At 65.9% G+C, this 18,928-nt stretch carries 7 protein-coding genes; all 7 read left to right on the top strand.

Going from position 1 to position 18,928, the window contains the following annotated elements:
- Positions 1 to 239: 239 nt before the first annotated feature.
- The 7 genes from ACFB49_RS04195 (at position 240) to ACFB49_RS04165 (ending at position 18,895) form a co-directional block, all read left to right on the top strand.
- Complete coding sequence (locus tag ACFB49_RS04195; protein WP_380876360.1) at positions 240 to 3,104, top strand: hypothetical protein; 2,865 nt, start codon at positions 240 to 242, stop codon at positions 3,102 to 3,104.
- Positions 3,101 to 6,553: a DUF6603 domain-containing protein gene (locus tag ACFB49_RS04190; protein ID WP_380876357.1), complete on the top strand. Its 3,453-nt coding sequence runs from the start codon at positions 3,101 to 3,103 to the stop codon at positions 6,551 to 6,553. The genes ACFB49_RS04195 and ACFB49_RS04190 overlap by 4 nt, the downstream gene beginning before the upstream one ends.
- The gene (locus ACFB49_RS04185; RefSeq protein WP_380876354.1) at positions 6,550 to 9,333 is read left to right on the top strand and encodes a hypothetical protein; all 2,784 of its coding nucleotides are present in this window, start codon (positions 6,550 to 6,552) and stop codon (positions 9,331 to 9,333) included. Before ACFB49_RS04190 ends, ACFB49_RS04185 begins: the two co-directional genes overlap by 4 nt.
- A complete protein-coding gene (locus tag ACFB49_RS04180) occupies positions 9,330 to 13,514 on the top strand; it encodes a hypothetical protein (protein WP_380876352.1) in 4,185 nt (1,394 codons plus the stop codon). Before ACFB49_RS04185 ends, ACFB49_RS04180 begins: the two co-directional genes overlap by 4 nt.
- A gap of 1 nt (position 13,515) precedes the next feature.
- Positions 13,516 to 15,246 carry a hypothetical protein gene (locus ACFB49_RS04175; RefSeq protein ID WP_380876350.1) on the top strand — a complete coding sequence of 577 codons (1,731 nt, stop codon included), beginning with the start codon at positions 13,516 to 13,518 and terminating at the stop codon, positions 15,244 to 15,246.
- Between the two features lie 77 nt (positions 15,247 to 15,323).
- On the top strand, positions 15,324 to 16,505 hold the full coding sequence (locus ACFB49_RS04170; protein WP_380876347.1) for a Rieske 2Fe-2S domain-containing protein: 1,182 nt from the start codon (positions 15,324 to 15,326) through the stop codon (positions 16,503 to 16,505).
- A gap of 65 nt (positions 16,506 to 16,570) precedes the next feature.
- Positions 16,571 to 18,895 carry a TonB-dependent receptor gene (locus ACFB49_RS04165; protein ID WP_380876344.1) on the top strand — a complete coding sequence of 775 codons (2,325 nt, stop codon included), beginning with the start codon at positions 16,571 to 16,573 and terminating at the stop codon, positions 18,893 to 18,895.
- Positions 18,896 to 18,928: the final 33 nt, after the last annotated feature.

The raw sequence follows: 18,928 nt of genomic DNA, 5'->3' as shown, positions 1-18,928 counted from the left end.
TTTCTGGATCGGCGGTACGAAGAAGTGGCCGGCAACGCGCGCCAGGCTCGTGGCATGCTGACATGACATGGCCGCGACATTGCCGAGATCGTCGGTTGCGGCACGCACGACATCGCCGATCAAGTATCCATCCGGCTCGAAATCCCGCATTTCCGCCTCATCTGAGCATTTTGGGGTGACTCCCGTCGTCACCGGACATAGGATGGGGTCGGCTTTTTTTTCGGCGTTTGAGGTACGCCATGGATCTGCCGCTAGTTCTCGCCGGACCGATCTTGCGCCGGGTCGACGCGGGCCTGGTGGCGGTGTGGATGGCCTTCAGCGCCCCGGCCGACCTTGAGTTGCGGGTATGGGAAGGTCGGGTGGCCCAGGACACCACCAACCCGGTTTTCGTCAGCAGCGACGATCCTCCCGATCCCTCAGCCCCCCCGCCCCGCCCCGGCGCCGAAGCCATCCGGATGGGCGAGCACCTGTATATCGGCATGGTCACAGCGCGGATTCCGCCGGCCTCGGGCAAGAGCTTCCTGCCCGACCGGCTCTATTCCTATGACGTGCTGGTCACCGCCGAGGGAGAGACCCGCGGTCTCGGTGAACTGGGCATGCTTGAGACCCGACTCGTGAGCGGTGTCGAGGTGCCGCCGCTCGGATATGCCGATCGGATGCTACCCAGTTTTGCGCTGCCGCCGTCCGAGCTCGACCATCTGCGCATCGCTTATGGGTCGTGTCGGCGCCCCTCCTACGATGACGGCGACGCGCTTGCGTGGATCGATGAGCTGCTGGAGTCGAGCGTCGGCGATCCGCGCGGGCGCATCCATCAGCTCTTTCTCGGCGGTGACCAGATTTATGCTGACGATGTCGCCCGGCTGATGATGCCGCGCGTTATCGAGCTGGGCGTGGACCTGATTGGCCGGGACGGTGCCACCGGCCCACCGATCGAGCGGATCAAGGTCGACCAGGTGCAACGGCTACGGGTTCCCGCGCAGCCGCCCGACCCCGTCACCCCCAACGGATCCTATCGCAACGAATTGGAGGACGAGACCGCCGAGGATGGCGACCTCCCTGCCGGCGGCGAGCATTTTCCGCCCGGATACCGCCTCAAACTGACGCAGCGCAGCGCCCAGTTCACCAGTATCGACGGGGACAACCATCTGATCTCATTCGGCGAGTTCGCAGCGCTCTATCTGATGGTCTGGAGCCCGGCCTGCTGGGGTGAAGAGGTTGCCGGCGCAACCGTGCAGATGGGGGACGATAAGACTACCGCCAAACCGCTGCGCTGGCTCGACGAACTGACCGACGCGCAGCGGATCATCTACACGGATTTCACTTACCCGACCCGCATCCCCGAGCACCTGTCGCTTCCACCCGTTCCGAAGAAACCCGAGGAGATGACGGAGGAAGAGAAGAAAGCGGACGCGAAGCAGCATCGCTCCCGTCGCCGCAGCCATCAGGTCCATCGCGACTTCCTGCTCGGCCTCGGCCGCGTCCAGCGGGTGCTGGCCAATGTGCCCACCTACATGATCTTCGACGACCATGATTTGACCGACGACTTTTTCCTCAGCCCGCTCTGGCGGCACCGCGTGCTGGGCACGGCGCTCGGCCAGGTCATCCTGACCAACGGAATGCTCGCTTATGCGCTGTTCCAGGATTGGGGCAACGATCCACGGCGTTATGATCAGGCGACCGATGCCGCTCACCCCGATCTCGGCGGCCAGCTTCCCGGTGACCTTTTGGTCCGGGCGCCGAACTACTTCGCTGCCGGCCAGAAAGTCGGCCCCGACCCCGGAACCTTTACCAACCTGGCGAGGATGTTCGGACATCAACTCGACAACCCAGCCGATCCGGACGGTCGTTTCCGCGCCGTGCGGCCGGCGCTGACATGGCACTTCAGCATCGATGGGCCGAAGCATCAGGTGGTCGCGTTCGACAATCGCACCCGCCGATCCTACGCGTCCGAGGTGGGGCCGCCCGGCAACGTGTCGCCGGACGCACTCGTCGACCAGTTGCCGCTGCCGCCGCTCGCGGCGGGCCGCGAGGTTCTGATCGTCATCGCGCCGCTTCAGGTGATCGGACCGGGCGTGCTCGACGAAATCGTGTCGCCAGCCATCTACCGCATCTTCGACATGGCCCACTCAGGCAAGCTCGCCGACGATAAGGTGAGCGGTTCGCGTCAGATGCCCGGCACCAACCCCGACGCGCTGGAGACCTGGGCGCTCGAGCCGCTTGCCTTCGAACATCTCCTCAAGCGCCTCGCCGAATTCCAGCGCGTCGTATTGCTGTCCGGGGACGTCCACAATTCAACCGGCAATGTGATGAGCTATTGGCGTGGCGACGCTGCGCGACCGGCGCGTATCGCCCAGTTCACATCCAGCGGCTTCAAGAATGTGATGCCGGTTTACCTGCGCGCGCTCGATCGCAGCGCGATGCTGCTGCAGGGCCTGTTGCGATCGCGGCTTGGCGTCGAGCGCTTCGGCTGGGATCGCCCCGCCGACAATCTCGTGCTGCTGCCCGAGGGTCGGAGCGAGGATGATCTGGTCGCGTCCACGCGGTCCAGACTGTTGCGCAGTCCAGTGCTGCTGCCCGCCCATGGCTGGATCGACGACAACGAGCCCGGGACGCCCGTAAGGCCGGAGCTTACGACAAGGCTCAACCCAGCCGTGCCGCCCGACTGGCGTTGGCAGGTGACGCCGCTGCTCGACGAGCGACCTGATAGCGAGCGGCCGACGCCGATCCGGGCGCGATTGATCGACGACGCGGCCGTCGAGGCTCAACTGGCTGACCCCGGTCAGGTGTTTGCGGCGCTCCAAACGGTTGCGGCCCGCCACCAATCGGCGCTCGATCGGATGCGCAACACCCGCCAGATGATGTTCCGCTCGAACTTCGGCATTTGCCGCTTCACGACCGATCCGGAAGACACGAACCCACAGCGCGCAATCAACGCCGTCCATGAGGTCTACACGCAGGCGAAAGACCCCGAGACCCAGGTGCCGATACTGGCTCCGTATATGGTGCAAGTCGCGCCACTGGGGCCGGTCGACGAGCCGCCGCCCGAGCGCTTGCGGGTCGCCGCCATCGAACCCGTGCCGATCCCGGCACCGCCGCAGCCATGAGCGAGCGCTCGATCCTCCAGCGGCTGGCCGGGCTAATCGCGGATTTCGCGTCCGACATATCCGACCTTGGCATTCCCGAAGTGCGAGCAGCGGTGCTGGCCGACCTGGGGGGTAAGCCCGGCACGAGCGGCAACGTCGAGCTGCCGCCGACGGCACTCAGCGCGGTCCTTCACTATCGCGACGCGTTGGATCCGGACGCGCAGGCCGAGGCCGAAGCCATCGGTAACATCGCCATCCTGCTCGGCGCGATCATCGACCAGATCGAGGCCTGGGACGCCGACTGGCCGGCGCGCGGCGATGCGTTTATCTATGCCCTGTTCGACCTGCTGGCGAGCAACTATGCCCGCAGAACCTGGCCCAAATTGTTCCTCATCCTGCAGGCGATCGCCTCGGCTATCGAACTGACCGAGACGCACGGCCCCGGTGAACGAGCGCACGCACGCTTCGTCAACGCCTTCATGACGATCTTCGCGTTCGTTTGGAATCCGGGACGGACGCTCGACGATCTCGACGACACAACCGAGGGCGCCAGCGGCGGCACGCTGGAGACGGCCCGCGACAAATCCTTCCTCGTCGTCGACGGGGCGATGCGGGGCCTCCTCGCTACGCTCGCGGTCATAGACCAGATCAAGGACGAGTTTAGCGACAATATCCTCGGCGACGTCATCGTCGGTTGGGATGCGAGCGCGCTCGATGTCGATTCCCGGGCACGACCGACTGCGGCCGATCTGGTTGCCAGCCGGATGGTTTCGGCGGTGATCCACCGCGGCGATGCCGATGATGAGGAACAGCTGCGCGTCAGCTGGTTATACCTTCCCCGCCGCCTCGGCGTTCCGCCCCGGCCGCATCAGCTGTTCCTGACGCTCGGCGGCGAGCTGACGATCGATCAGGTGATCAACCCGGATCGCGCCCAAGGCGACCCCGCATGGCATTTCCGCGCCGATATCCGCAGCGATACCGGCGCGTCCTGGCTGATCTCGGGCACGGACTCGAAAGTCAGCGCGACGGCGGAAACCTCGCAGGTCTCGGTAGGCTGGACCGCCATGCCCAACGAAGCGGGCATATCCTACACGATTCATTCCTGGCCACGGAGCCTCGGCGTCCGCCTTGAGCTGGGGTCGATTGCTACCGCACTGACCTTGTCGGGTGCAGGGGCGCGGATACTGTTCCGCACCGATCGTTCGGCGATCGTCATCGACGGGGAAAGCAGGGACTCGTTCGTCCGCAAGCTGCTGGGCGGGCGCCCCATCCGCTACGCCTTCTCCTTCGCGCTCGGTTATGATTCCCAGCTCGGCTTCATCCATGAAGTGCACAAGCCGTCGAGCACCGACGCGACGGGCGCCGAGCCACCCTTCGATTCCTCCGGTCCCGCCGGTCCGTCGGACCTCGACATGACCCTGCCGCTGGGCGGCGGCGGCGTGCTCGGTATCAACGTCCACGAAATCGTGTTGAGGCTGGCCTATCGCAAGGCCACGGCGCCAGAGACTGGCCGGGCGGTTGCCGCCGGCGTCCTGATCTCGTTCAGCACGACGCTGGGGCCGGTCTATCTGCGCGTCGATCGGCTCGGGCTCGCCGCGACCGTCGATACGATGACCCCGTCGTCCGACCGCAACCTGTGCCTTGTCCAAGCCGGAGTCGACGCCGCCGCGCCGCTCGGAATTGCGATACAGGTCGATACCGGGCCGATCAGCGGCGGCGGTACGATCCAGCACGACCCGGCAAGCGGCGACTATGTCGGCGCGCTGGTGCTGCGCCTCGGAAAGCGGATCACGCTGACCTGCGTGGGGCTCGCGTCGACGAAGGACCGGAACGGTACCGCGGAATCCTCGCTGATCCTGATCGGCACGGTCGAGCATCTCGATCTGCGGGCCGGTTTCGTGACGTTCGACGGCTTCGGCCTGATCTATGCCGCCGATCGGCGGATCGACGAGATCGCCGTTCGGGCAGCGCTGCCGACCGGCCAGCTCCGCCACATTCTCTTCCCCGCCGATCCGGTGAAGCACCTGCCCGAACTGGTAAGCACGCTGCGGACCTTCTTCCCCGTGCAGGCCGGCGTGCACAGTTACGGCATCCTGGTGAAGCTGCTCTTCGGCGCCGGCCACCCGCTGATCCGCGCCGACCTGGCCCTACTACTCGAACGCGACTCTGTTGCCGACCGCTCGCGGCTGATCGTGTTGGGGCGGATTTCGTCGGCCCTGCCGCAGGACAAGGACGCGATCCTGCGCCTCAACCTTGACGCGATCGGCGTATTCGATCTCGATTCCGGCGAAATGGCGGTCGACGCCGTGCTGTATGAATCCCGCTTGTGCGGCCGCTTCGTGCTCACCGGGGCTGCGGCCTTCCGGCGCACGCCGGGCGAAGGTTTCGCGCTGGCGGTCGGCGGCTTCAATCCCCGGTTCCAGCCGCCGACGGGCTTCCCGATCGTGCCGCGCGTGACGATCGCGCTGACGGCGGGCGACAATCCGAAGCTGATCGTCCAGGCCTATTTCGCGCTTACGTCCAACACCGTCCAATTTGGTGCCCGCGCTTCCCTCTATGCGGCCGCCTACGGCTTCAGCATCGAAGGCTATGTCGGCTTCGACGTGCTCATCCAGTTGTGGCCGCCCCATTTCATCGCCGAGTTCCAGGCGGGCGTGCAGCTCAAGCGCGGCAGCCACAACCTGTTCAAGGTCGACGTCCGCGGTATGCTTGAAGGGCCCGTGCCGCTGCGACTGGCGGGCAAGGCGACCTTCGGCATCCTGTGGTGGGACTATACCGTCGGCTTCGACCGCACGTTGATCGGCGGCTCGCAAAGCGTCGCGACCGAAACGCTCGACGTGCTGACCGAACTCGTGACCCGATTGTCCAACCCGACCAGCTGGCGCGCCGAGCCGTTGCCGGCAGCTGCCCAGATTGTCAGCGTGCGCACAGGCACCGCCGGCGGACCTTCACTCCTGCTGCATCCGCTGGGCCGGCTGGAAGTGCGGCAAGGGGTGGTGCCATTCAATCTCGACCGCGACATCGACCGTGTCGGCGCCTTCGTTCCCGCCAACGACACGCGCCGCTTCGCCATCACCTCCGCCACCGTCGGCGGATCGGGCGTGGGAACCGAGCCCGTGTTCGACGACTTCCCGGACGGCCAGTTCTTTGACCTTTCAGACGCCGAACGGCTCGCCGCGCCCGACTTTGTGCTGCGGGAAGCCGGCGTGGCCTTCGGTCTCGATCAATATCGCACCGATACCACTACGGCTGTGCCATCGCCCGTGGCCTATACCGAAATCACCGTCGGCGACGACGGCGTGCCGGTGGTGGCCCCCGATCCCCAGCCGCCGCCGCTCGACATATTCGACATGGGCTTCCGGATCGGCGCGGCGGCACGTGCCGAGATCCGCACCGGCCGGGCCGAACGCTATGCCGAGGCCGTGCTGGCCGACGCGCCACGGGTCGATGCGCAGCGGAGGCGGGCATGAGCGATCCTGCGCTTATCTTCCTCCCCTGGGTTGATCGCGGCGGCACCGTCGAGCAACCGCCGGACCAGCGGGACACGCATCCCGCCAGCCGGCTCTCCGCGATCGCCGAGGTGATGATCAACAAGACCGCGCCGGCCAGCATCGCGGTGCAGTTGATGGGGCCGGGCGACGTTACCGGGCTGATCCCGCAACAAGTGATCCGCACGGAGCCGGCACCCGGCACGCGCACCTTCGAATCCAATTATCTGGCCGCGATCGAATTCGACGAGCCGGCGCTGCCCTGGCTGTTCACGCCTGCTTCGGCGAGCGACGCGCGGCTGCGACCCTGGCTCTGCCTCATCGTCGTGAAAGTCGGCCCTGGCATCCGGCTGGACGTTCCCACGACCGGCTCATTGCCGGTGGTGCGTATCGGGACGCCGGCTTTGCCCGAGAATGAGCTGCCCGACCTGGCCGACTCCTGGGCCTGGGCGCACGGCCAGGTCGCGCCCCAGGCTCCGGCCAGTTCCGCGGCCATCATCGACACGCTCGGCCGCGATCCGGCGCGCAACCTTTCGCGGCTCATCTGTGGGCGGCTTCTTGCCGAGCAGACGGAATATCTGGCGTGCGTGGTGCCGACGTTCGAGGCCGGTCGGCGGGCCGGGCTCGGGCTCGATCCAGAGGGCGCGGAGGGGCCAGCCTGGACGCTTGCGCCGAGCATGCAGCCGATCGAGCTGCCGGTATATTTCCACTGGCGCTTTGCAACCGGCCCGACCGGTGATTTCCAGTCGCTGGCGCTGGCAATCCGCGGTCGGCCGCCGGAAGAGGGGTTCGGCTCACGCCCGATCGACCTGTCGAACGCGGGCCTCGGCCTGTCCGGCACCGACGACGCTCACGTCCGGCTCGGCGGTGCGCTGCGTCCGCTCGACATCGCGCCGGCCGCCTGGAGCGACCCGGCACTTCAGCCCCGCTTCGGCGATGCTCTAACCGAAATCCTCAACACCCCCGATCACGCCCCGGCCGCGGCACCGCTGCTAGCGCCGCCGCGCTACGGTGCCGCGTATCGGATACAGGTCACGCTCGGGCCAGCCAACTCGACCAGTTGGTATGAGCAACTGAACACCAATCCCGCCAACCGCATTGCCGCCGCGCTCGGCGTCCAGATCGTCCAGAGGGATCAGGAGGCGCTCGTCGCCTCGGCCTGGGATCAGGCCGCAGACATGCGTGTCGCAACCACGTTGGGGCGACTGGCCGATGTCGGCGTCGCCGTCGCTCAACGGATTTTCACGCGGCACCTCCAACCGCTGGCGCCGGAATCGGGTATATTCGTGATCGCGCCGTTGCTGCGCCGCCTGCGGCTCGACGCCACCGCGGATGGAGCCACCGGTGCCGGGCTCCTGCCCGACGGCGCACTGACGGCCGATGTCTTCAGCTCCACGATCCGCCGGGTCGCCAGGGTGCGCGGACCGGCCGTGCGCCGCGCGGTCCGACGAACGTCTGGCTTTCCTAGCCTCAAGCTCGCGACCCGCATGACGGCGGTCGCGAGAGCCACTGGCGCTCGCCTAGATGTGGGCTCTCTGGCCACTTTCCAGTTGCTCGGTGGCGCAACCCCAGCGTCGCTCACGGGCGCCTGGGCAAGCATCCGCCCAGAAGCTTTTGCGGATGTCCCGCCTCGACCGGGCTTCGGCATCAGCCCGCTGAAGCTTCCGGACAGCGGCTCGACCGGCGGCATCTTCAATCCCATCCGGCCGGACACCGCGACCCGGAGCGATGCAGAGCTTGCGCGGGCCCGTCCCCGCCCACTTCCCGGCGATCCACCCGATATTCCCGACTTGCCCGATCCGCCCACGCCGACGCCGCATCCCCCGCCGCGTCGCGACAGTGTCCAGGCGGCAGCTTTCCGAGCGCTCGCGCCCCGCCACCTGACCAGATTTCTCCCATCGATCAATCCCGACAACCCGACCGGTTCGACCGTCGATCTCGGCGCCGCGTTCGGCCAGATCATGGCAATGGCAGCTCCCCGCGAGACTTTCAGGGTTGCGCTCGGCCGAATGCTGGTCGCTCCCGAACCGACGGACGATCTGCCTGGGACGGCAGGCAATCCCGAGCCCGCGCCTACCATCCCCACCAATCTCAGCCCGCGCTTCGCCGCGCCGATGGCGAACGCGCTGGCGGAATTGGGCCAGGAATGGCTCTTGCCCGGACTGGAAGGCGTGCCCGCCAACACGGCGATGGCGCTGGTGACGAACTCCTCGTTCGTGCAGGCCTTCATGATCGGCCTCAATCACGAGTTCGGCCGCGAGCTGCTATGGCGCGAGTTCCCGGCCCCGCTCAACGCCACTTTCTTTCAGCGCTTCTGGGACAGCGCCATCGACCCGACGACGCCGGTCGACCTCGAACCGCTGGCAGCGCGTGGCGACCGCTCGCTCGATGAAGATGCGACGCCCGGTGACCAGTTCGTGCTGCTGCTCCGCTCCGAACTGTTGCGCCGTTTTCCCGATGCGACGGTCACTGCCGTGCGCGGCGGCGAATCCCGCCTGCCCATGTTCACCGGCGCCATGGTTCCGGACGTGCGCTATTTCGGTTTTGCGATCCCCGAGGGCGAGGCCGCCCAATGGTCGGTGGTCATCGCCGAGCAGCCCAGCGCTCCGCGTTTCGGCTTCGAGGTTGGTGAGGTGCCCCAGGGCGTGAGCCACGCACCCGCTCCTGATCCGACGTCTGCGGCCCTGGCGCATCGACTTCGCCAACTCCCGGCGCGAATTACGACCCCCGTGTCCGTACTTTTGCGGAAGCCGACGGCATGAGCGAGGCGCTGATCGATCTCGGCCCGCTGATCGCGGATGGCGGCTCGGCCAACCCGGCCTCGGCAGCGACGCTGGGCGGTGGCAATCACCCTCTCCTGCTATTGCCGGTGCGGCTTGAAACCCGCTTCGTGGACACCGCAGGCGGTGCCACCGAATTGCTGGTGCGCATTTACCCTGACCAGGTGCATGTCGACGCTCACGATCCCCGGCTGACATCCAGTGAAGTCGCGGCAGGACAGGAGTTCTGGCTCGCTGACTGGCGCAGCGGGAACGATGCCGAGCGACGTAAACGGGCCTGGCGGGCGCTGGCCGAACGCCTCGATCCAGGGCGTGCAGCCTGGGTGGTCCGGGCAACGCAACCCGAAAATGCCGCCGCCCGATCGGATCAGCCTGTGGCCGACGGCGATCCGCCGGCGGTCGCCCCCGTCTTCGGCGCCAATGAGATAGCGGAGCGCCCGGCCACGCCCGTGGCGCGCCTGCTGCCGAGCGCGTGGACGGCCACCGCCTATGCTGGTGGGCAGAACATTGCCATCGCCACTGGTCGGCCGATCGCCTTCGACCCCGCCGTCGGGCCGGACCTCGACGCGCCGCTCGTCCATCCTGCCAGCGAAGACGACGAGAATAGCGAGGTAGCGGCGGTCGACGAGGGCATGAACTGGCTCGTCGACTTTGCTGCGGCCGAGGCAATCGGCATGGCACTCCGCTTGCCGGTATCGGAGCCGGTCGATCTGTTGTTGGTCTCGGGTGTTCGTGGCGACGCACCGGACGCCGGCGCCGAGCGTCTGGCTGGGCTCCTCGATGCCCAGCGTTTTACCGCCGGGCTCGGCTTCATCGCCCCCGGAACGCCGACGAACAACGCCGCCGACACCCCCGCCGGATGGTCGAGCGCGGAGGTCGGAAAACTCGGCGTGATTACCAAGGACGACGGCGCCGTGGTTGCCCAGCCGGAAACCACAGCCGCCCGCACCGCACTCGCCTTCGGCATCGGTGCTGATCCGGTGATCGGATTGCCGGGCAGCGAGTGGAATGACGGAGAAGCACTGGCATCCGCCACGTCCCGGGCGATGTGGCCTGCCACCTGGGGCTATTGGCTGACGCAGTTCGTCGGCATCGGCGCGGGCGGCTTGAGCGGCGATGATTGCGACTGGATCCGCGATCATGCCGGACGTTTCGTCCGCCCCGGCGGCCCCCTGCCATCGGTCCGTGTCGGCCGTCAGCCTTACGGGATCCTGCCCGTTACCGCACTGACCCGCTACCGCGGCGATCCGCGCGAAACCCGTTTGAGCGCAATCATATCCGGGTTGATTGCAACCGGCTGGCGCCCTGCCCTCGGCAAAGTCGCCCGGCTTGGACGCGACGACCCTGCCAATGATCTGGTCGAGATACTGCGAAGCGACGCAGTGTCGAACGGAGTGACGATGCGCCGCGCCTTTGGCGCGACATTCGCCGCTAATGCGTTCAACTTCCTGCAACAGCCAGTGCCGGTGGATGACTGGCGCGCTTTGGCGGCACGGACCCGAGCGCTCACCCAGGCGGCAGGCGTGCCGGCCGAAATTGCCGCTGCGCTGACGCTCCATGACCCCACCGAATGGCCGGTTAACTTGCCCGTGATCGGCGACGATCACGCCAACACGCTCACAAATCTGTTCGCTGCCGACGTCGACACGCTCGCCGCAAATATGGACGCGCGCCCGGCGTCATTGCTGGCGGCATTGATCCGTCAGGGTTGGCTGCGCGAACACGCCGTCGCCGCGGCCAGGCTGATCGGCGATCCGGCCATGGTTTCGGCTCGCGACGAGGAGTTTTACGGCTTCTATGCCGGTCCGCTGGGTTGGGCGGCCCAGCGCGAGCAAAATGTCGGCGGATCGACCGTCCGCGAGCGGCTGGCTTCGGGAGCCGATCCGGCGGGGGCGGACATGGCGGCGTTCCGCACGGCTACGCTCGCTCTAGCCGCGGCGAGTGCAGAACAGCTTGGCCCAGAAGTGGCCGGCACGCTCGACGCGGCGTCTCATCGGATAGACGCCTGGGCAACCTCGCTGGCGACACGCCGTCTCGCGGAACTGCGCGTTGCGGCTCCGACCGGATTGATGGTTGGCGGATATGGCTGGGTCGAGGGGCTGACCCGCGAGATCACCGAGCCAGTCACCGGCGCGGTCACCGGCGAACCGGATGCGCTGCGGCTGGCTACCGACGACCCGGGCTTCCTCCACGCCCCGTCGATCCAACAGGCCCAGGTCGCGGCGCTGTTGCGCAACGTCCATCTCGCCCATGGCGGCGGCGACGATGACCCGTTCGCGATTACCATTACGTCTCAGCGCGTTCGACTGGCGCAACGCATCTTCGATGGCGTCCGCGCTGGCCGCAAGCTCGGCGCGGTGCTCGGCTATCTCGTCGAACGCGACCTGCACGAGCAGGGGCTCGACGCTGCGGTCGATAACGCCCGCGAGGTCGCGCCGCTTCCCGGACAGGAGATGCTCCCGATCCCCGCGCGCCGGCTCGACGGCCTCGCCCTGCACAAGCTGTGGGCCGACAGCGAAGACCATGCCGTCGATCACCTCGTCGCGGGCAGCGCCGATCCGGCCTTGCGCAAGAAGGCAGCCGGCGTGCTGCGCCGGCTCGGCGTCGCGATCGACGCCGCCGCCGACCTGCTCCAGGCGGAGCAGATGCACCAGTTTGCTCGGGGCAATCTCACCGCGGCGGTGAACACCCTCGGCGACATAGATCGGGGACTTACCCCGCCTCCCGATCTCGATTTCATCCGCACGCCCCGAAGCGGCGTCACCGTCACGCACCGCGTTGTCATCCTCATGACCGCAGACGGCCTTCCGCCTGAAGGATGGGCCGAAGCGACCGCCTCACCGCGGGCCGAAGCCGAGCCGGCGCTCGACACGTGGCTCGCGCGCTGCCTCGGCCCGGCTTCTGCCTACAATCTCGGCCTGGTGGATCGCGATGGCGCGACGCATTCGGTGCCGCTTGCGGACCTTCGGCTGACTGCCTCGGATTTCGTGCGTCTTGCCGCCGGCGGCGATGCCGGTCTGGCGGAATTGGCGGCGAGAGGCGTGCGTGCGACGTCTGTTCCTGACCGGTTCGAGCGCCCCAAATTGCTTGCCGAGAGCGACCTGGTGGACTTGCTCGAACTGGGCCGGTCGCTGGGCCTGCTGGTCGCCGCTGCCAGATCGCTCGATGGTTCGAAACTCCAACCACCCCATGCCGATCCGCTTCCGGGAATCGATCTCGATGAGCTGCTCGCTCGGACATCGCGGGCCGAACAGCTTGTCCGATCTAGCCTTGCAACTCTCGACGCTGCATTGGCCGGCACAGACGCCAGCGCCATCGACATTGCGCTTGCCGGCAGTTGGGCGTTCGCATTGGGCGATCCCGCGATCCCGGCGGTTCGCAATGAGGAGTCACTGCGGGCGGCAGCCGTTCGGGCACGCCAGGCTCTGGAGATTCGTCTGAGCGGTGTCGACACATCGCTTTCGCCCGCCGACGGGGCCAACAAGCTGATCCAGCGCATCCAGGCTCTGCTCGGGCCAGGCACTGTCGTGTTGCCGCGCTTCCTCCCGCCCGATGCCGCCGATCTCGTCGCCTCGCGGAACGACCCCGCGTTGGCGGGCGATGATCCGCTGTTTGCCGAAACCTGGCTGACGCGAGTGGAGCGGGTGCGCGAACCCCTGATGCGTCTCGGAATCGCGCTGCGGGAGGCGGAAGCGATGGGCGGCGCATCATTGGCGCTGGACCTCGCCCAGGTTCCGCATCGCCCAGGCGCAGCATGGAACGGGCGCCCAGCACCGGCCTATGTGGATGGCGCCGCATCACTGGTGCTGCTGGGCGGCAATCTGATCGATCCCGCCCGGCGGCTTGCCGGTCTTCTCATTGACGAGTTTACCGAGATCGTACCGTCGCCGACCGAAAGCACCGGCGTGGCATTCCGTTACGAGCCGCCGCCGGCGATGGCAGCGCAGGCGATGCTGCTGGCAGTGCCCTCGGTCATCGGCGAGCCGTGGACGGTGGGCAGCCTCAACCAGGTCCTGCTCGAAACGCTCGAACTGGCGCGGGTCAGGGCGCTCGATCCCGAGGATCTCGATCTCGTCCGCCAGTTCCTGCCGGCGACGATGCTGGCTTTCAATACCGAGGGTGACGTTCCGTCGATCAACCCCAACGCGCTGAGCGGAGGATAGGATGGCGTCGATCACCACATTTTCCCGCCTCGAACCACAATCCCGCTCCGGTGGTCTGGAAGTCGGGGCATCGGCGCAGGTGTACGATCCGCTGTGGATGCTGGCCCGGCAATGGCAGGTCGGCGAGTTTGCGGGTCACGACGGCGGCAATCCGATCGTCGCCCGCTGGCGCGGTGTCGCAGCGCCGCCGACGCGCTTTGTTGCCGGGCCCATACCGCCCAACACGATGCTGGGCGCACTGCGCTTTGCGACAGACAGCGCACCGCTGGAGTCGGTCATCGAGCGCGTCACCGTGCCCTTGGAACCCGCGACCGACGGTCCTGCCGGCCTGCGTCTGGCAATCGATGCAGGCCGCCACTTCCTTGCACTCCTCGCGCGGCAAAAGACAGCGCAGGACTATCGCGCCGATTTCCGGGCGCGCTACGCCCTTGAACCCCTGCCCGACGCGCAACTGGCGACGCTCGACCCCGCCACCGCTGCTTATGCCAGGCTGCATTCGGGTCGCAGCATCGACGGTCGCCGCCTGCTTGCCGAACTTGCCGGCCGTGACGTGCCCCGGCTCGACCGCACCATCGACCCGACGGACGTCGCCGAAGTGGCACGCGCAGCCGCGGCGTGGTTGGTCTGGCTGGAGACACTGTTCGACTATGCCGATCCCGAAGCCACATGCTGGCAGCCGGCGAGATTCGAATATACCGCCTCCATGGCTGGTCGCCGCTCGGCCGACACATTCGGCGAGACCACGCTGACTGCGCCCCGCTACGATCACGACGCCATCGACTGGTACGAATTCGACGTGAACGGTGCAGTGAACCTCGGGACCGGCGCTGCCGAAGCAGGGGCGATGGTCACCCGAACCGTCGTCCCGGTTCCGGTAACGGCCCCCGGCCTCCCAGCCCCGCGTTTCTGGGAGTTCGAGGACGGGCGCCTCAACATCGCCGCCATCAAACCTGCGAGTACGGATCTGGCGCAGGTGCTGCTCGTCGAGACGCTGGGCGGTTTCGGCAATGACTGGTTCGTGATCGGCGTCGATCTGCCGGTCGGCCGGCTGGTCGAAGCGAGGTCGCTGACAATCATCGACACGTTCGGCACAGCGACGCTGCTGAAACCCGCTGGCGCCAATGGTTCGAGCCGCTGGGGGCTTTTCCGTCACGCGATGCCCGTCGACGGCGATGAGGCCGAAGGGGTGCCGATCAGCAACCTGTTGTATCTTGCGCCGCGTCTCGACCAGTCACTGATCGGGCCCGTGGTCGAGCAGATCACCCTTGCCCGCGATGAGCAGGCCAACATCGCCTGGGCCATCGAGCAGATTCTGGAAACGCCATTGCAGGTGGGCATCCCGCTTTCAGACACGCGGCCGCCCGATTCGCGCGGCGATCCGCAAGCGCTGCCCCAATACAAGCTTTTCAATCGGCCACCGCCGCATTGGATTCCCCTACTTCCGGTTCGGACCGGACCCGCCGCACAGGTCATGCTCGCCCGCGGCTCGATCAGTGACCAAGCCGGCGGCGGCCACCTCGTCGGCAGCATGACCGCAATGCTGGTCGGCGGCAGCGACGGCGCGCTGTTGATCCCAGAGGAAGAAGTGCCCGACGACGGCCTCGTGGTGCAACGCCACTATCAGGCGGCACGCTGGATCGATGGCTCGCTCCACATATGGGCGGCCAACCGGACCCGGCCGGCCGGTTCCTTGTCGTCGGCGGGGCTCCGGTTCGACACGATCATCGGCTGACGCGGCGCTTCGCGCGCACATAGCGTCGCATTTACCGTGATAGAGCCGGCCTCGGAACGCCGTCTTCGGCTTCGGTCATGATGATGACGTCACCGCACGAAATCGATCTTCCTTTACCACTCGCGACGGCATCACTCGCAGCCACCCGCCACTTCCGATCACTACGACGGTTGGCAATTCACATGATGTTGCATCATGATGGTTTAATATGTAACATCATATTGAACCATATTAATTGCGGTGGCTACGGACGGGTTATGAATCAGCACGATGCGGTTCCTGATTGGGCTTCTGGCAGAGTTTTTGACTATCCGCGCGGCTGGTTCGTGGTGGCAACGCCCGAGAGCATTCCTGCTAGTGAAGCCGTCGCCCTGCCCTTTTTCGGACGCACGCTTGTGGCCTTCCGGGGGGCGGACGGGGACGTTGCTATATTGGATTCGGTTTGCCCCCACATGGGCGCAAGCCTCGCAATAGGGGGAGTGGTGGAAGAGGGCGAGGTACGTTGCCCCTTCCACCATTGGCGCTTCGGGCCCGACGGACGCTGCAGCCATATCCCTTATTCCAAGCTGATCCCGCCCCAGGCGAAGGTCCATTCGTATCCCGTGCGCGAGCAGAACGGTCTGGTATTGCTGTGGTTCGATCCGGAGCACGGCGCGCCCGATTATGAAATCCCCGATCTGGACGATTATTACGACCAGCAATGGGTACCCTGGGCGATCGTCCGGCGCGACATCCGCACCGTGCCGCTGGAGATCGTCGACAATATCGCCGACAGCGCCCATCTGGGGCCGGTCCACCAATCCTGGCCGCGAGTCTTCGAGGTCGAATTCGACGGCCACCGGGCGATCCAGACGCAGTTCGCCAGTCATGAGACGCTGACCGACATTCCCGGTGGGGAAATGAAGACGGTCGCGACCTATCACGGCCCGTCTTATCTGCTGACCAGTATCGAGGGGCGTTACCGATCCTGGATGCTGCTCGCGCATACTCCGATCGACCAGAGCCATGTCGCCGTCTGGTACGGCCTGATGATCCGTTCGGACGATGGCGTCACGCCCGAATTCCAGGAGATCGCGCGGGAATATGCCGCCGCCGGCCAGGTCTCCGCTTATCAGGACGTCGACATCTGGGAGAATAAATCGCTGTCCGAGCGGCCGGCGCTGTGCCGCGACGACGGGCCGATCCTGGATGCACGCCGCTGGTACACGCAGTTCCTGAAGCCGCGCGCGCGGGCGGAAACTTCGGAAATCACGCAATGACATGAACCTTATGGCGGATCGGGGCCGAAGACGCGCGACCGCTTCAACCGGGGAGGATTTTGGCGATGAAGGGCAGTTGCTTTGGCTTGCGCGGTTTAGGCCGCAATATTCTGATGGCGGGATTGTCGACGACGGCGCTTTCCACGCATTCTTTGGCACAGGACGCCCCGCCGTCCGGCGCGGAGACGGCATCCGAAAGTGGTGGCCTTACCGATATCGTCGTCACAGCGCAGCGGCGTGAGCAGCGTCTGCAGGATGTGCCTGTCGCGATCACCGCATTCGATGCTGGTGCGCTCGAAACCCGCAACGTCACCACGCTCGTCGATCTCGAAGGCCTGGCGCCCAACACCAAATTCACCACCGGCGGCGGCTACGTCGCCTCGACGGTCATCTCGATCCGTGGCGGCTACTCGCCCAATCCGGTGCCCTACAACGAGCCGCCGTCAGGCATGTATGTTGACGGCGTCTATATCGGCAAGTCCAATGGCCAGCTCTTCGCCATTGCCGACCTGGAAAGCGTGGAGGTGCTGCGCGGGCCGCAAGGCACGCTGTTCGGCCGAAATGCCCTGTCCGGCGCCTTCAACATCGTGACCAAGAAGCCGACCGGCGAATGGGGCGGCTATGTGAAGGCGGGCTTTGGCAATTTCGAGCAGCGCAGCCTGCGCGTCAGTCTCGATCTGCCGCGCTTCGGTGATTTCAGCGTCAAGCTGTCGGGGCTGATCGACCGGCACGAAGGCTATATCCAGAATGCCGCGACGCCGTCCGACGCGCCCAGCGTCATCCCGGCGCGCGCCACCACCAATGATCGGCTGGACGCCACAAACGACAAGGCGGGACGGATCGCCGTCCGTTACCAGCCCACCACCAACTTCACGATGGATTATGCTTTCGACTATAGCCGCACGCGCGCTGTGCCGCGCTTCTCTCAGCTCCTGAATGTCGATCAGGGCAGCATATTCGACCAGAATTCGCCCATCTATGCCGGCATTCCGCTGGATGATTTCGTGCTCGGGCTCAAGCGTTCCGGCCGCGGCTTTTCGAACGGATCGGTCAATAATGAGGATCTGTACGAGCGCGTGAAGGTGTCGGGCCACAGCCTCACGGCAACGCTCGACCTCGAGAACGTCACGCTGAAGTCGATTACCGCCTATCGCGAAATGGACTGGACGGCGTCGATGGACCTCGACGGATCGCCCTATCCGATCGCGTCGATCATCCAGACCTTCGACTATCATGCTTTTTCGCAGGAACTGCAGGCCATCGGCAAGATCGGCGATCGGCTGAACTATACGGCCGGTCTGTTCTTCTTCGACGATGGCGGCCCCAGCGAGAACCCGCAACAATTCTTCGGCGACGCCTTCTACACGGACTCGCGCTACAGCACGTCATCGACGGCCTATGCCGTCTACAGCCAGGTGGATTGGGTGCCGCCCATTCTTGACGACAAGCTAACGCTGACAGGTGGCATCCGCTTCAGTTGGGAGAAGAAGGGCACCAAGCGCTATCTCGCCACGGTCGATTCCGCGACCGGCAATCCGGTGGGCCCGCCCGCCATTCCCGAGACCAAAGCGTCGTCGCGCTTCAAGGGCGTCACCCCCACGATCATCGCCAAATATGACGTCAGCGACGATCTGAACGTCTATGCCAAATATGCGCAAGGGTATCGGAGCGGTGGCTTCTCCGGAGATGCGACGACGCTTCAGGATACCGTGACGCCGTTCAAGTCGGAGAAGCTCTATTCCTATGAGATCGGTCTGAAGGGCCGCTTCTTCGACGGGCGGCTGTCCATCAATGCGGACTATTTCTGGAACCAGCATCGCCGCATGCAACTGTTGGTGTTTACCGGCTTCCAGGCCGGAACCGCGGCGACCGCGATCCGCAACGCCGGCAGCGCGGACATCCATGGCCTGGAGGTCGAGGTTCAGGCCCTGCCCGTGGACTGGCTGCGCCTGTCGGGTTCGATCGGCACCCTCGACGGCAAATATAACAGCTTCATCGAAAATGGCGTCGACGTGAAGGACGATCGGGTCCTGCCCTCGACACCGAAGCTCACAGGCAGCGCGAGTGGTGACATCCGCTTCTTCCAGAGCGATCGATACGGCGAGTTGCATCTGGTGGTCGATTACACCCACCAGGATTACAATTATAACACGCCCACCATCAGCCCGTTCTTCGCCAATGACGCGCAGAATATCGTCGACGCCAACCTGCGGCTGACCAACATCCCTGCGGGCAGCGGCACGATCGAGATGGGGTTGTGGGCGCGCAACCTGTTCAACACCTTCCACCGCACCTGGTCGATCGATTTCGGCGATAGCTTCGGCGGCCTGGCCGTCGGCTATTACAACCCGCCGCGCACCTATGGCTTCGACATGACCTATCGGTTCTAAGCGATTTCCCCTCCTTCCTCGCAAGAGGAGGGA

Origin of the sequence: Sphingomonas sp. DBB INV C78, from assembly GCF_042693015.1 — a bacterium.
Classification (GTDB): Bacteria; Pseudomonadota; Alphaproteobacteria; order Sphingomonadales; family Sphingomonadaceae; genus Sphingomonas_E.
Note: the sequence above shows the minus strand (reverse complement) of the source record. Positions and strands in the feature narration are given on the sequence as shown.